The sequence below is a fragment of the Armatimonadota bacterium genome, assembly GCA_017993055.1.
Lineage (GTDB): Bacteria > Armatimonadota > UBA5829 > DTJY01 > DTJY01 > JAGONM01.
This window is the reverse complement of the sequence record JAGONM010000004.1, coordinates 43116-58550: the sequence shown is the minus strand read 5'-3', so window position 1 is coordinate 58550 and position 15435 is coordinate 43116. Positions and strand designations below refer to the sequence as shown.

General features: G+C 61.4%; 14 protein-coding genes and 1 tRNA gene. 1 reads left to right on the top strand and 14 read right to left on the bottom strand.

Annotation, left to right across the window (positions count from 1 at the left end):
- Positions 1-30: 30 nt before the first annotated feature.
- The 13 genes from KBC96_02775 to sppA form a co-directional block, all read right to left on the bottom strand.
- On the bottom strand, positions 31-2271 hold the full coding sequence (locus KBC96_02775) for a polyribonucleotide nucleotidyltransferase (GenBank protein MBP6963309.1): 2241 nt from the start codon (positions 2269-2271) through the stop codon (positions 31-33).
- Positions 2272-2286: 15 nt separating this feature from the next.
- Positions 2287-2556: a 30S ribosomal protein S15 gene (gene rpsO, locus KBC96_02770; protein MBP6963308.1), complete on the bottom strand. Its 270-nt coding sequence runs from the start codon at positions 2554-2556 to the stop codon at positions 2287-2289.
- A gap of 211 nt (positions 2557-2767) precedes the next feature.
- Complete coding sequence (locus KBC96_02765; protein MBP6963307.1) at positions 2768-3694, bottom strand: bifunctional riboflavin kinase/FAD synthetase; 927 nt, start codon at positions 3692-3694, stop codon at positions 2768-2770.
- Between the two features lie 78 nt (positions 3695-3772).
- Positions 3773-4690 (bottom strand): tRNA pseudouridine(55) synthase TruB, encoded by a 918-nt coding sequence (truB, locus tag KBC96_02760; protein MBP6963306.1) that lies wholly within the window; start codon positions 4688-4690, stop codon positions 3773-3775.
- Positions 4675-5652: a bifunctional oligoribonuclease/PAP phosphatase NrnA gene (locus KBC96_02755; GenBank protein ID MBP6963305.1), complete on the bottom strand. Its 978-nt coding sequence runs from the start codon at positions 5650-5652 to the stop codon at positions 4675-4677. The genes truB and KBC96_02755 overlap by 16 nt, the downstream gene beginning before the upstream one ends.
- Positions 5615-5986, bottom strand: coding sequence for a 30S ribosome-binding factor RbfA (gene rbfA, locus KBC96_02750; protein MBP6963304.1), 372 nt, complete (start codon positions 5984-5986; stop codon positions 5615-5617). The genes KBC96_02755 and rbfA overlap by 38 nt, the downstream gene beginning before the upstream one ends.
- Before the next feature lie 28 nt (positions 5987-6014).
- A complete protein-coding gene (locus KBC96_02745; protein MBP6963303.1) occupies positions 6015-6296 on the bottom strand; it encodes a DUF503 domain-containing protein in 282 nt (93 codons plus the stop codon).
- 18 nt (positions 6297-6314) lie between these two features.
- Complete coding sequence (infB, locus tag KBC96_02740) at positions 6315-8456, bottom strand: translation initiation factor IF-2 (GenBank protein MBP6963302.1); 2142 nt, start codon at positions 8454-8456, stop codon at positions 6315-6317.
- Positions 8457-8615: 159 nt separating this feature from the next.
- The gene (locus KBC96_02735; GenBank protein ID MBP6963301.1) at positions 8616-8909 is read right to left on the bottom strand and encodes a YlxR family protein; all 294 of its coding nucleotides are present in this window, start codon (positions 8907-8909) and stop codon (positions 8616-8618) included.
- Positions 8887-10245, bottom strand: coding sequence for a transcription termination/antitermination protein NusA (gene nusA, locus KBC96_02730; GenBank protein MBP6963300.1), 1359 nt, complete (start codon positions 10243-10245; stop codon positions 8887-8889). The genes KBC96_02735 and nusA overlap by 23 nt, the downstream gene beginning before the upstream one ends.
- 152 nt (positions 10246-10397) lie before the next feature.
- The gene (locus tag KBC96_02725; protein MBP6963299.1) at positions 10398-11051 is read right to left on the bottom strand and encodes an MgtC/SapB family protein; all 654 of its coding nucleotides are present in this window, start codon (positions 11049-11051) and stop codon (positions 10398-10400) included.
- A 75-nt stretch (positions 11052-11126) separates the two neighbouring features.
- Positions 11127-13838 carry a DNA polymerase I gene (gene polA / locus KBC96_02720; protein ID MBP6963298.1) on the bottom strand — a complete coding sequence of 904 codons (2712 nt, stop codon included), beginning with the start codon at positions 13836-13838 and terminating at the stop codon, positions 11127-11129.
- 46 nt (positions 13839-13884) lie between these two features.
- The gene (sppA, locus tag KBC96_02715) at positions 13885-14844 is read right to left on the bottom strand and encodes a signal peptide peptidase SppA (protein ID MBP6963297.1); all 960 of its coding nucleotides are present in this window, start codon (positions 14842-14844) and stop codon (positions 13885-13887) included.
- Between the two features lie 51 nt (positions 14845-14895).
- Between sppA and KBC96_02710 the strand changes: the two genes are divergently transcribed.
- Positions 14896-14981 (top strand) — tRNA-Leu (locus tag KBC96_02710).
- 71 nt (positions 14982-15052) lie between these two features.
- On the opposite strand, the gene KBC96_02705 is transcribed toward KBC96_02710, so the two are convergent.
- Entirely contained in the window at positions 15053-15403 is a 351-nt protein-coding gene (locus tag KBC96_02705; GenBank protein ID MBP6963296.1) for an aspartate 1-decarboxylase, read from the bottom strand.
- Positions 15404-15435: the final 32 nt, after the last annotated feature.

Genomic DNA, 15435 nt, shown 5'->3' with positions numbered 1-15435 from the left:
GGTCTCGGACCCTCCCCGTCAGAGGTTCGTTTATCTCTTAGGGCGGAACGTTGCCCTGGGCATGCCCGAATCGTCGGACTCCGCCTGAGGCTCCCTGCGAGGACCGTCATGTCGTCCATCGCCCCTGCGGTGATCGTCTCTCCGACCGCCGTCTCCGCCACGAGGACGATCCTGACCCTGACCGGTCTCACCGCCCTGCTCGGTACATCCCTTGCGAGTCAGGCTTATCTTGCCCTGCGGATTCAGCTCGATGACCTTGACCAGAAGTTCGTCTCCGACCTTGCAGATATCCTCGGTCCTCTCGACGCGGTGCGGCGCCAGCTCCGAAATGTGCACCAGGCCCTCGCGACCCGGAAGGATCTCGACGAACGCTCCGAACGGCATCGTCCGGGTAACGGTACCGACGTAGGTCTCGCCGGGCCTGACGTCGCGCGTGATGTCGTCCACCATCTTGTAGGCAGCCTCACCACCGGCCTTGTCCACGGCGGTGATATACACATGGCCGTCCTGCTCGATGCTGATGCTCGCCCCGGTCTCGGCCTCGATCTTCTTGATGACCTTCCCACCCGGGCCGATCACATCACCGATCTTCTCCGGATGAATCTCGATTATGAGAACCCTGGGCGCATACGGCGACATCTCCTCACGCGGCTCGGATATGGCCTTCATCATCTCCCCGAGGATGTGCAGCCGGGCATTCCTGGCCTGAGCCAGGGCGTCACGAACGACGTCCATAGAGATTCCCTCTATCTTGGTGTCCATCTGGATCGCCGTGATGCCGTCAGCAGTGCCTGCGACCTTGAAGTCCATGTCGCCGGAGAAGTCCTCCATGCCCATGATGTCGCTAAGGATAACGTACTTGTCGCCATCGCTCATGAGGCCCATCGCTGCGCCCGCCACGGGTGCCTTGAGTTTGACGCCGGCGTCCATCAGGGCGAGAGTGCTTCCGCACACGCTCGCCATCGAGCTCGAACCGTTCGACTCCAGAATCTCGGATGTAAGCAGAAGGGCGTATGGAAACTCCTCCTGCGGCGGGATCATCGGCGTGAGAGCCTTCTCCGCCAGCACACCGTGACCTACCTCGCGCCTCCCCGGCCCGCGCATCATCTTGGTTTCGCCGGTGCTGAACGGGAGGAAGTTGTAGAAGTGCATGTAGCGCTTGTAGCCGTCCTCCTCCAGGGTGTCCACCATCTGCGCATCGTCCAGCGCGCCCAGAGTGAGCGTAGTCAGCGCCTGGGTCTGGCCTCTGGTGAAGAGCCCCGATCCATGTACCCGCGGCAGCAGTCCGACCCTGCAACTTATCGGTCTGACCTCATCGGGACGACGCCCGTCCGGGCGCTGGTTCTTCTCAAATATCAGCGTGCGGACGGCCTGCTTCACGATCTTGTCCACGGCCTCAGCGAGTTCACTCTCGCGCTCAGGGTAATCCGGCGCCATTCGGTCAACGATCTCCTTGTTCAGGAGCCTTATTCCCTCTTCACGTGCCGCCTTCTCCGGCTGCTGGATGGCGTCCATGATCTCCTGACCGGCGGCATCGCGTACCGCCTGGAGTAGTTCCTCATCTATCTTATGCAGTTCGACCTCAGCCTTCGGCTGACCGACCTTCTTGACGAGTTCGTCCTGAAGTTCGCAGATGCGCCTGATTTCGTCGTGGGCAATCCGCACGGCCTCGATGACTTCGTCCTCGGTCACGCCCTTTGCATCGGCGTCCACAGTCGTGACGGTGTCGCGGGTGCCCGCAACGACCATGTTGAGATCGGAGTCCGCAAGGGACTCAAGCGACGGGTTGATCACCCACTCACCCTCGATCCTGGCCATCCGAACTGCAGCAATCGGTCCTGCAAAGGGAATGCGGGAGATGCTCAGAGCCGCCGAAGCGCCGGTGATGGCGAGGACGTCGCCAGGAATGTCGCGGTCAAACGACAAGGGAATGGCGATAACCTGAACCTCATGCCGCATTCCATCGGGGAAAAGCGGACGAAGTGGGCGGTCGATCAACCTCGAAGTCGTGATGGCCTTCTCAGACGGACGGCCTCCCCGCTTGACGAATCCTCCGGGAATCTTGCCGACCGCGTACTTGCGCTCTTCGTAGTCGCAGGAGAGGGGGAAGAAGTCCACGCCCGCTCGCGGGGTGGCGCTCATCGTAGCAGTAGCGAGGACATGCGTGTCGCCCATGGTGACCAGAACCGAACCATCCGCCTGCTTGGCGAGTTCGCCTGTCTGGATCGTCAGCTTGCGACCGCCGACCTCCATTTCTACCTGTTCAATCATTTAGTTTTCTGTCTCCTATCTTCTCAGGCCAAGACGTGCAACGACCGCACGGTAGCGCTCGATGTCCTTCTTGCTGAGATAGTTCAGCAGCCTGCGCCGCTGGCCGACCATCATCAAGAGACCCCGCCTTGAGTGGTGATCCTTCTTGTGCATCTTCAGATGCTCGGTGAGCTGGTTGATCCTTGCGGTCAGCAGCGCCACCTGCACTTCCGGAGAGCCGGTATCACCCTCATGCGTACTGTAGTCCACTATGATGGTGGTCTTCTCATCTTTCTGCAGAGTCATTTGCGCGTTAACTCCTCATGATACTAGTAGGCATCGCGCATGCAGGCCGCTGATGGAGACACCTGGGGGAACTATAGACAGAAGACTGAAGATATTCAGGGCATCTGCAGTCTCTTGTCTACGGCTCCACGGTCAGGGTTACCGGGCGACCTTACAGCCCAACGTCATGACAGTCTAGCACACATTCCTGTAGGTGTCAAATGCTGTCTAATCAGGGACTGAGCAGCGCTCCCGCACGATCTACGTCGCGGCGAATCTGCTCGACCAGACTCTCGGCATTGGGGAATCTGATCTCGCCCCGCAGTCTATGGCGGAACGACACCTCGATCTCCTCGCCGTATATCTCGTCAGAGAAGCCGATGATGTATACTTCGATGCTCCTGCGACCGTTATCGAGTGTCGGCCTGGTGCCGATGCTCGCCGCTCCTCCGGCGCGGATGCCCCGGACCGCCACCTCGACCGCATAGACGCCGTTGGCGGGGATGATCTGACGCCCCAGAGGCTCGGTATTCGCGGTCGGGAAGCCCAGCTTGCGGCCGAGTCCCTTCCCCGGAACGACCCGTCCGTCCAGCGCAAAGGGCCTGCCAAGGAACGAGGCGGCAGTCTCCACGTCGCCCTCTGCCACCATTCGCCTGATTGCGGTGCTGCTCACGATAGACTCGCCGACCAGCATGGGCGGCACGACCGTGACTTCGAACCCGAGGCCGGCGCCCATCCGACGGAGGAGTTCGACATTGCCCGCCCTGCCCCGACCGAATGCGAAGCTCTGCCCGACCACAACTTCAGCCGCCTGCAGTTTCTCCCACAAAACGTCGCGGACGAACTCCTCGGCGGGCACCGAGAGCAGTTTCCGGTCGGCTTCGAGAACGAGAGCGCGGTCGAGCCCCTGATGGGCGATCAGGGCCATCTTCTGCCGAATGGTGGTTATGTACGGGGGAGCCGAGTCCATGCGCGCCGTCTCCTCGGGAAGACGGTCGAAAGTGACGACCACGGCGCAGGCTTTGTGGCGAAGCGCCGACTCGCGCACCGCGCGCATAATCGCCTGGTGGCCGAGGTGGACGCCATCGAACACGCCGATCGCCAGAACGGATCGCTCCGCTTGCGTATGCAGTTTGTCAAGGCCCCAGATGGTCTCCATAGCAGTACGAACTCCAGAGTCCCAAGTGCCGTACAGGATTGGGCGGCGCTCTATCTCTTGCTGCGCCCAGGATGAAGACTAGGTGTTACTCCCTCCGAACATCTTCTCTGGTTTGAGCATCGGGATGTTATCTCTCAGACGGACGATGCCCATGCCAAGAAGCCGCCCCGTCGGGTCGTGTATCCTCACAACAGACCCTGTAACGGGCAGAGCCGAGACTTCGTCTGCCGGAATCTCCACGCCGTGAACAACCTTGATCGCCTGATCTTCGGACAGGTACGCTATCGGCATATCGGCAAGCACGTCATCAATGGAGTGCACGGACTCCTCGATCCGACCGGCTGCAGATAGTTCCTCGATCGCATCGAGAGAAAGAGCATCCTCGACCCTGAAGCATCCTACGGAAGTGCGCTCCAGCGCAGACACGTGGGCACCGCAGCCGAGCGCGGCGCCGATATCCGCACAGAGCGTCCGGATGTATGTGCCCTTGGAACATTCGACATCGAGAACCGCGACCGGCCGCTCTCCCGGCGCAAAGTCCACGAGCCGGATTGCATAGACCTCGACCTGCCGCGCCTCTCTTTCGACCGTCTTACCTGCGCGAGCCAGCTCGTAGAGCCGCCTGCCCTCGTGATGAACGGCCGACACCATCGGGGGGATCTGACTGATCCGGCCGACGAATCCCTCCACCGTGGACTCAATCAGATGCGCGGTCACGGGCGAGGCGTCTCCTTCCCGGGTGATCTTTCCACTGGCGTCCTCGGTATCCGTTTCGACTCCGAAGACCGCAGCCACCCGGTATGACTTCCGCCAATCCACCAGATACTCGATAATCCGGGTCGCGCAACCAAGACAGACCAGAAGCACCCCGCATGCCGGCGGATCGAGCGTGCCAGCGTGGCCCACTCTGGTTGCGCCCGAGATGCGCCTGACGCGTGCGACGACATCGTGAGACGTCGGCCCGGGAGGTTTGTTGACGTTCAGAAGCCCATGCATGCCCGCACCGCACCGATCACGAGACGCTCCGCTTCGTCGAGGGGCGTCTCGATGGTACATCCTGCGGCGACCGTATGTCCGCCGCCGCCGAACATCCGCGCAACCCGGCTCACGTCTAGGCCGTCGCGGCACCGAAGGCTCACGCGGATCGTGTTGTCAGGGGCCTCACGGAAGAGAAGCCCGACATCCGCGCCGAGAACACCCTTGACGTAGTTGACGATACCCTCGGTATCCGCGTCCGCCGCCTGCGCCGCCGCCAGGTGCTCCCGCGTCACCCGCGCGTACGCGATCCGACCATCCGACGCGGTCCGGACCGTCGAAAGCACCAGTCCGAGCAGTCTGACGCTAGAATAGGTACGCGTGTCGTAGACGTGATATGCAATCTCGTGCAGAGAAGCGCCGGCTTCCACCAGATCGGCGGCGGTCCTGAGAGTGGCGGCGCGGACGTTGCTGAATCGGAACGAGCCGGTATCGGTGACGATGGCGGTCAGCAGGCAGGTGGCAATCTCGGGCGTTGTCTTGACTCCAACGGCACGCAGTACGGTCAGCAGGACCTCGGCCGTCGAGGCCGATTCGGTGTCCACCAGCGAGAGAGGGGCATCCAAGTCCCCGCCGGGGTGGTGGTCAATCCGAACGACTGCGGAACAACGCAGAACCGCATCCCGCGCGTCGCCTAACCGATCCGGGCCTTCACAGTCCACGATGACGGCAACTTCAGAGGCGTCGCCTTCGGGCAATGATGTGACGATGCCGTCAGTACCGGGAAGAAACGCGTAGATACCAGGGACACCTTCGGGACTCAGCATCGTGACTCGCTTGCCCAGTGAGCGCAGTCCGAGGCCGAGGGCGCACATGCATCCGAGCGAGTCACCGTCCGGCTTGACGTGGCCGGCGATCAGGAAGCCTGCGTTCCTACTGATGGTCTCAGCTACTGCTGTCGCCTTGCGGCTCGTCTGGTTCATGCTTCACTTGCTGCAGAAGTTCGAAGATGCGTGAGCCGTGCTCGACCGAGGTGTCGAAACGAAAGGATATCTCCGGAAGCACCTTCATGGACGAGTGCTTGCCGAACTCGCCGCGGATGAAACCTGCCGCACTCTGCAGCGTGGCGAGGCTCCGATCCCGCTCCTCCTCGCTGCCCAGCACGCTGACGAAGATCTTGGCGTGGCGCAAATCCTTGGAGACCTCGGCGTCGGTCACGGTCACGAATCCGAGTCGGGGGTCCCTCATCCGGGTCTGAATGATCCTGCTAACCTCGACCTTGAGAAACTCCCTTACCTTTTCCTGCCTCGTTGACATATCACGTACCGATCTCGCGGCGCCGCGCCTAGAGGAAGTCCACCGAAACGTTTTCGACGACGACCCTGGGGTTTCGCTCTATCATGGCCAGCACGTGGTTGAGGACGGTGTTGGCTGCGGACTGCTCATTGCTGATGCAGGATGCGCCGATCACCGAACGCTGCCAGGAATCGAGAGCGCCCAGTTCGGCGGCGGACACGTTGAACTTGTGCCTGATGCCGTCGAGCAGGCTCTTGATCACCTGCCGCTTGTCCTTGAGCGACTGGCTGTCGGTTACCTGCAAGTCAAGAGTGATTACTCCGACTACCATGCGAGTACACCCGGGAATCTACGTTGCCTGGCGTCGGCGGCGGGCGACTTCCTGGACTGAGAACATCTCGATGACGTCACCTTCCTGGAAGTCGTTGAACCCTTCCAGGACGATGCCGCATTCGAAACCGGCGGCCATCTCCCGCACGTCCTCTTTGACGTGCCTGAGCGATGCAACCTTGCCGGTGAATATCACTTCTCCACCCCGCTGGAGCCTGGCCTCGGAGTTGCGGGTCGCCTTTCCGTCGGTCACATAGCATCCTGCAACTACGCCGCGAGGAACCTTGAACGTCGCGCGCACCTCCGCGTGGCCCATCACGGTCTCCTCGAGAACCGGCTCGAGCAGTCCGAGCATCGCGCCTTCCACATCCTCGAGCAACTCGTATATGACGTTGTATGTGCGGATGTCAACTCTCTCGACCTCGGCCGTCTTCCTGGCGTTCGGGTCGATCTTGACGTTGAACCCGACTACGACCGCGTTGGAGGCCGATGCCAGCAACACGTCACCCTCTCCGATATTGCCCACACCGCTGTGGATCAGGTTCACCCTGACCTCTTCATCAGAGAGCTTCTCAAGTGACTGCGCGATAGCCTCTTCAGAACCCTGGACATCAGTCTTCAGCACGACGTTGAGGTCCTTGACCACCCCTTCGCGAATCTGGCGATAGAGGTCGGCGAGGCTCACGCGGGACTCTGAGTCGAGCCTGCCCTCGCGCGTATCGCTGGATCGCTCCTGGGCGATCTGGCGGGCTTCCTTCTCGTTCTTCACCACGTCCATGTTGTCACCAGCCGATGGGACGCTTGAAAGTCCGATTATCTCGACGGGAGTCGCCGGCCCGGCCTTGGTCACTCGGTTACCGCGGTCATCGAGCATTGCCTTGATCTTGCCGTATGCCTCACCGACCACGACGGCGTCGCCGACTTTGAGGGTGCCCTCTGAAACCAGCACGGTGGCAACGGGCCCTTTGCCCTTGTCCAACTCAGCCTCAATGACGGAGCCGACTGCCGGGCCTGTAGGATCGGCCTTCAGTTCGGCCATTTCCGCGATGAGCGCTATCATCTCGAGCAGCTCATCTATGCCCTGTTTTTCCTTGGCGGACATGTCCACCGAGACGATGTCGCCGCCCCACTGTTCGATGACTAGCCCGTGCTCCGCGAGCTGCTGTTTGGTCCTGTCAACATTGGCGTCGGCCTTGTCAACCTTGTTGATAGCGGCGATGATGTGGACTTTGGCGTCCTTGGCGTGGTTGATGGCCTCGATGGTCTGCGGCATGACTCCATCGTCGGCGGCAACGATCAGGACGGCGATGTCGGTAACCTGGGCGCCGCGAGCGCGCATGGCGGTAAAAGCTTCGTGGCCCGGCGTGTCCAGGAAAGTGATCTTCTTGTCGTCAAGCGTCACCTGGTACGCGCCGATATGCTGGGTGATGCCCCCGAACTCTTGCTCGGTGACGTTCGTCTGACGGATGGCGTCCAGCAGCGTGGTCTTGCCGTGGTCAACGTGCCCAAGGATCGTGACAATGGGCGGGCGCGGAAGCGGCTTGCCATGCCTGACGGGTTTGGCGAGCTTGTGGACTATCGGCGCCGGTTTGGGTTCCTTCTTTGGCTTCGGCTCCTCCGGTATTGGAGGCTCTTGAACGCTGACCTCAAAACCAAGGTGTTCGACCACCTTGCGGACCAGATCCGGCGGGATTTTCTGACTGACGGCGACCAGTGTGCCCTGCTTGACGAGGGTCTTCTGCACATCTGCGGTAGTCACATCCAGCAGTTCCGCAAGCTGCCTGACGGTGACCTGGGCGGGAAGCTCGACTCGTTTCACTCCCGGAGGCGCGGCTTCCTCCTCGGCGGGCTGAGCTTCTTCTGGGGGAGCGGTTGGTTCGACGACCTCTGCTTCTTCCGAAGGAGCGTCTTCAGGGGAGGGGGCGGCTTTCTCCGGGGAATCGGCTTCAGGAGCGGGCTCTGCGGGCGCTCTCGCCGGCTTCTTCTTCGCGGGGGTTTTGCTCTTCTCGGCCAAATCCGCCCTGGCCTTGTCGGCCACCTCGGGCGCCAGAGAGCTGGAGTGGCTCTTGACTTCGACTCCCATTTCGGCCAGCTTCGCGAGCAGGTCATGATTGCTCATACCCAGCTCTTTCGCTAGTTCGTACACTCGCACGTTTGCCATTGTTGCCGTCACCTCTTCCTTGCTGACACGACGGGCCCCGCACAGCATGCTTGTCCTCAACTATGCACAGCCCGACTTTAGATCAACTGGAGCCTGTTTTCGACGCGGCAGATGCCGCACCGTGCGGTCACGCACTATGGCCGAAATGAGTCCGATGGTTTAGGTATCCATATCTGACGACCCTTGCTCCACTATTTGCTCGATCTGTCTGACCAACTCTTCCGGGATCTCAACTCGAAGAGCCCGAGATAGCTTGTTCCCCTTCATTGCCTTGCGCAGGCACTCAGTACCAGGACATATGTACGCACCACGCCCCGGCATCCTCCCGGTGGGATCAACCGAAGCTTCGCCGGTGGGAGTCCGAACGATTCGGATGAGTCCCCTCTTTCCTCCGGCACTTCTGCAGCCCACACAGGTTCGAATCGGAACCTTACGTTGTCTCATCTTCGGCAGCTTCGCCAACCTGTGCGAGCGATGCTTCTGATTCTTCTATCGCTGTCTCGCCGGCATCCGCCGGTTCCTCGACCGGTGCGGCCTCCTCGGCTTTCTTCTTCTTCGCGGGCGCCTTGCGCTTTTTGGCCGGCGCGCTCTCGACCTCGGCGACGATTTCCGCCTCGCCGTCGGATGGCGCGACCGTCTCTTCCGGCACTTCCTCGACCAGGACTGCTGCCTCGCCGACCGACTCAATCTCGCCCACGTCCGCAACAGCTTCCGCAGACTCGGGTTCGTCCTCGACGTCGGCGGTGAGAGCAGCTTTCGCGATCTGAAGCTCGCTTCGGATGTCTATCCGCCACCCGGTGAGCCTCGCCGCCAACCGCACGTTCTGCCCGGACTTCCCTATTGCTAGCGAGAGCTGGTTGTCCGGAACGACTACGAATGCGCTCTTGCTCGATTCGTCGGTTTCCACCGATACGACCTTGGCCGGACTCAGGGACTCGGCGATGAACTTGGCGTTGTCGTCGTTCCAGCGGACTATGTCAATCTTCTCGTCGTAGAGCTCGTTGACGACGGCCTGAACCCTGCTTCCCCTGTGACCGACGCACGCACCCACCGGATCGACGAGATCATCATTCGAAGAGACGGCTATCTTTGAGCGCGCGCCAGGCTCGCGGGCGACCGACTTGATCTCGACGATACCGTCGTGAATCTCCGGCACTTCGAGTTCGAACAGGCGGCGGATCAGGCTCGGGTGAGTCCTGGAGACGATCACCTGCGGGCCCTTCGGTGTACGGCGCACCTCGAGCACGTAAATCTTTATCCGATCGTTGAAGCGATAGGGCTCCGTGGGCACCTGCTCGTTGGCCGGCAAGAGGGCTTCAACCTTGCCCATGTTGACGTACACGTTTCGCTGTTCCTGCCGCTGGACCGTGCCGGTCATCACTTCGCCGACGTGATCGCTGTACTCCTCGAATATCTTCTCGCGTTCCGCTTCCCTCAGGCGCTGGACAACCACTTGTCGAGCGGTCTGCGCGGCAATCCGCCCGAAGTTCTCGGGCGTGACCTCGACCTCGATGAAGTCGCCTATCGCGGCGGACGCATTGTGCTTCCTGGCGTCGGGCAGGGCTATCTCAGCATGCTGGTTGTCCACGTCCTCGACCACCGCCTTCTGGCAGAAGACATGAAAAGAGCCCTTGCCGGACTCGACGCGCACGTTTATGTCGCTCGTGATGGCATAGTGCTTCTTGTAAGCCGTGACCAGCGCTGATTCGATGGTCTCCAGGAGAACCTCGAAGGGTATCTCCTTCTCTTTTTCTATCGCGCGCAGCGCTTCGATGAAATCCCCGTTCATGATATGTCCTTCCGGGCCGCCCGTGCAGGTACATCAACGGAAAAGAGTGGGTGATTTACCCACTCTTTGCCAATAAACCCGGCCTAAACCGAGATGAGTATATCATACTGCGAACACGGATGCAAGTCCTTTTTTGGCGCGTTCGACTCCCGCTACAACCATTCAAACTGCGTGACGTCGGCATGATCCGCCAGCAGCATGCTCACCGTTCGTTCGGCAGACCGTCTCGGTACCGACACCTTCATCCGTACGATCTTCCTGTCATGTTCCGGGGCGTCCTCGGTCTTGATGGAACGAATCGTGATCCCGTGCTCCATCAGAAGGCGCAGGATCGAGGTGAGCGAGTGAAGGTTGCCCGCAGGGACCTCCAGCATCAGGTCCCGCAGGTTCTTCATGCCCAGCACGTACTCGAACCTGCTCATGCTGGACAGAGTCAGGAAAACGATCAGAGTGGCGAAAACGGAGAGCAAGAGGAACTGGCCCCCGACTGCAACGGCCATGCCGATGCCCGCGACGGTCCACAGACTTGCGGCGGTGGTCAGTCCCCGCACGATGCTTCCCTGTCGAAGAATCGTGCCGGCGCCCAGGAAACCTATTCCGCTGACTATCTGAGCGGCGATCCTGCCCGGATCGTTCGGCGGGGAGAAGGAGAGCGAAACCAGAGTGATCAGGGCGGAGCCCATGCAGACCAGGACGTGCGTTCGCAGGCCGGCCGGGCGCTCGTGAACCTCGCGTTCCCAGCCGACTGCACCGCCCATTACTGCGGCCAACACAAGTTTTCCCGCCATGGCAAGTTCCGGTATCATGCCCGCACACCAGCGACCTTGGAGATGGTGTATTCTACCACAATGCGCGTCGGGCATCAAATGCGGGGCACGGCCTCAATCCGGAACGACTTCGGCGTCGGCGGCGGATACGGGAAGAGCGGAGCACCAGTCCGGCCCGACCTTGACCTCGACCTCCAGCGGAACGTCGAGTTCGAAGGCGTGCTCCATGGCCTGACGCACCATCACAGCAAGGCGCTCGGTTTCGGCTTCGGGCGCATCGAATACGAGTTCGTCATGAACCTGAAGTACCATCCGGGCGGAGAAGCCTTCCTCACCCAGCCGCCGGTAGACCGAGATCATCGCCAGTTTCATGATGTCGGCGGCGGTGCCCTGAATCGGCATGTTGGCGGCCGCTCGCTCGGCAAACTCGCGATAGGTGCGGTTGGGGCTGCTCAGTTCCGGCAGATACCTGCGGCGTCCGAGGAGCGTCTCCACATAGCCGGCCTCGCGGGCGCGGGCGACTATGTCGGCCGAATACGCCTTGACTCCCGGATACTGGCGGAAGTAGCTCTCGATGTACTCCCTCGCAACACCTGTGGGGATATTGAGAGAGCGGGAGAGGCCGTAATCCGTCTTGCCGTATATCACCGAGAAGTTGACCGTCTTGGCCAATCTGCGCATGTCCGGGGTAACCTCATCCTCACTCACGCCGAACAACCCCGTCGCAGTACGCGCGTGGATGTCGCGGCCGTCCTGATATGCCTTCAGCAGCTCGGGATCCCTGCTGACATGCGCGAGTATGCGGAGGTCAATCTGGGAATAGTCGGCGGACACCAAGAGGTTGCCCTCGGAGGCAACGAACGCCCTGCGTATTTCCCGGCCCGCCTCGGACTTTATAGGGATGTTCTGCAGGTTCGGATCACTGCTCGAGAGCCTGCCGGTAGACGTGATCGCCTGGTTGAGCGTGGTGTGTATCCTGCCGGTACGCTCGTTCACGAGCTTCGGCAGAGAGTCGGCGTAGGTTGACTTCAGTTTGGTCAGTTCGCGATACTCGAGTACCTTCTCGACGATCTCGTGCGTCGGAGCAAGCATGGCCAGGGTCTCGGCGTCGGTCGAGTAGCCGGTTTTGGTCTTCTTGCCGGCCTGCAGACCCAGCCTATCATACAGGACTTCCTGCAACTGCTTAGACGAGCCGATGTTGAACTCCATGCCGGCCAGCCGATGGATCTCAACTTCGAGCCGGTTGATGCCGTGCTCCAATTTCCGGGAGAGCGCGCCGAGCCACGCCTGGTCCACGACGACGCCGGACAGTTCCATGTCCGCCAGGATCGGCACCAGCGGCATCTCGATCTCGGCGTAGAGGCTCGCCAACCCCTCACGATCGAGCTTCTCGGTCAGGAGGGGGGCCGATCGCCGTATGACATCCGCCTGGGCGGAGAACCACTGCGCAGTCATCCACTCCCCTCCCGGCGCTGGAATCCTGCCGGTCCGCGGGTCGCGCGCCGGCAGTTCGACACCGAGATAATCGAGGGCAACATCCGCAAGAGAGTGCGATCCCCTGCCCGCGTTCAGCAGGTAGGCGGAGAGCATGACGTCGTCCCTTGGCCCGGCAAGCTCGATTCCGGCCGCCGCGAGCAGTTGGATTTCGTGCTTCAGGTTGTGAGCCAGCGTCCGAATCTTCGTTGACTCTAGCACGGGCCGCAGATCATCGAGCGACAGCCCGGATGAGCCGAACTCGACATAGTACGATCCCGAACCCTCGACGGAGATTCCCGCTCCCAGCGGCTCGGCGCTGACCGGGTGCGCGGACGAAGTATTGATCCTGAGGACGAGCGCCCCCGCCTCCCGAATCCTGTCGAGCAGATCGCCGAGGGCTCTGGGATCGCGAACGTCCACGTACTGCGTCGGGCGCTCGGCCGGCGAGAACAGCGACTGCTGCGAGTCGGTCAAGGAATCATCAGGCAGCCGTCGGAGCAGCGACTTGAACTCCAGCCTCTTGAACAGGTCGCGCAGACTGTCGAAGTCCGGTCCGCGATAGCCGCAGGCCTCCAGGTCCAGGTCGAGCGGCACGTCCGTAACGATCCTGGCGAGGTGCCGCGACTGCTCCGCCATCTCGGGCGCTGCCTTGAGCGCGTTTCGGGCGCGCGAATCCGCGATCTCATCAATATGCGCGAGGACGTTGTCGAGACTGCCATACTCCTGGATCAGCTTTGTGGCTGACTTGTCGCCGATGCCGGGAACGCCGGGGATGTTGTCCGAGGCATCGCCCTTCAGGGCCTTGAAGTCAACGAGTTGGTCCGGTCTGAGGCCGTAGCGCTCACACACAGCCTTCGAGTCGTACGTTACTGTCTCGCTGACACCCTTGACGGTCGTCAGGACGCTGACGTGGTCGTCGACGAGTTGCAGGGTGTCGAGATCGCCGGTGACGATGAGAACATCGTAACCCTCGGCCTCGGCCGTCCTCGCCACAGTCCCGACCAGATCGTCCGCTTCGAAACCCGGGACCTCCAGGATCGGCGCGTTGAAGGCATCAACCATCTCGCGAGCCAGGGGCGCCTGGGACCTGAGGTCATCGGGGGTCGGCTTTCTGTGGGCCTTGTACTGATCAAATGCCTCGTGTCTAAAGGTCTTGGCGGGGGCATCGAAGGCTACCAGCAGGACGTCCGGGCTCTCGTCCTGAACGAGCTTGAGGAGCATCATCGTGAAGCCGTAGACGGCGTTCGTCGGTTGGTTGTCGAGCGTGGAGAATCCGGGCATCGCGAAGAACGCCCTGTAGAGCAGGCTGTTTCCGTCTACCACGACGACTCTGCGGCGGGTACGGGGCATGACGACTCCTCTCCGTCGGACCGGGGATGCTTGCGGCTGAGCCGCGCTACCGCAGCTTCATGACTCTGTCCGTCAGCAGAAGCTTCCGGGCCAGCGATTCGAGGCCGGAATGGCTCTCGCCTGTCCCCGCAACGCCCGAAGGGGTACCGAGGAGCAGGTCCATCAGCCCTCCGGTATCATACTGGACGACCTGAAACTCCCCCGCAATCCCGGCATCATTCGCGGCGGCCCGAAGAGCATCCTGAAGCCCGCCGACCTTGTCCACCAGTTTCAGCTTCTGCGCCTGACGGCCGGTGAATACGCGCCCGTCCGCAAGATCCCTGACGTACCCTCTATCGAGCTTCCGCCCCTTGGCCACGTCGGCAACGAACTGATCATATATGTCCGCAAGCATGCCCTGGAGAAGCTCCTTCTCGTCGGGCCGCATCGGGCGGTTCGGGCTGCCGATGTCTTTGTACTTGCCGGTGGTCAGTGCGCCCATGTCCACGCCGATCTTCTTCCAGAGCTCGTGCAACTCGGCAGTCTGCATGATGACCCCGATGCTACCGGTCATGGTCGCCGGGTCCGCGTAGATGCGGTCGCCGGCGCAGGAGATGTAGTAGGCGGCCGAGGCGGCGACGTCGCCCATCGAGACTGTGACCCGCTTGCCGTGAGCCCGCAGGCGGTTGATCTGAGCGTAGATCTCCTGCGCGGCGGAAGGGCTCCCCCCAGGGCTGTTCACGCGGATGACCACGGCCTTGACCGACTTGTCCTTCCGAGCCTTCTCGAGCATCGAGACGATTCGCTCCGAGCCCGCGACCTGATCGCCGAAAACGCCACCCGACCCCCGGCCTGCGGTCATCACTCCCTCGACGTGAATCAGCGCGATCTTTTCGCCGAATCCTGCTTGAGAGCCCAGAGAGGCCAGACCCACCGCTATCGCGGCCCCCATCATAAACAGCAGCAGCAGCAAGAGGAACGCGACTATCGCGACCACAAGGATGATGCGTTTGGCTCGCGTGCTCATGACATCCTCCCGATTGACATGCGGCGTGGCGGTGGCTATAATGCCACCATTGCCGGAGTGGCGGAATGGTAGACGCGCTGGTCTCAAAAACCAGTGGGGGCAACCCCGTGTCGGTTCGAGTCCGACCTCCGGCACCACGCTGAAGCGACACCGGCCAATACCTGCGTGAGTTCGAAACTCACCGCCGTGCCTTCGTCATCCCTCAGCCTCACACATTCCGCAAGAACTTGTTTTGTTCGTCAACGAGAATCCACCGGGGGGTGATCTCCTCATCAGTCAGAACAAAGGAGACTATGATCACTTTGTCGCCGACGTCGGCCAGATGCGCGGCGGCTCCGTTTATACAGATGATACCGGATCGCTTCGGCCCCGGAAGCGCATAGGTCTCAAACCGATTGCCGTTCGCCACATTCCAGACCTGGACCAACTCACCTTTGCGGATGCCGGAGCGCTCCATCAGGTCGGAGTCAATCGTGATGCTGCCTATGTAGTTGAGGTCGGCCTCGGTGACCGTCGCCCTGTGTATCTTACTCTTGCAGATGCTAAGAAGTTGAGTCATAGCAGCACACTCCCTTGAAATCTCACCGGGGA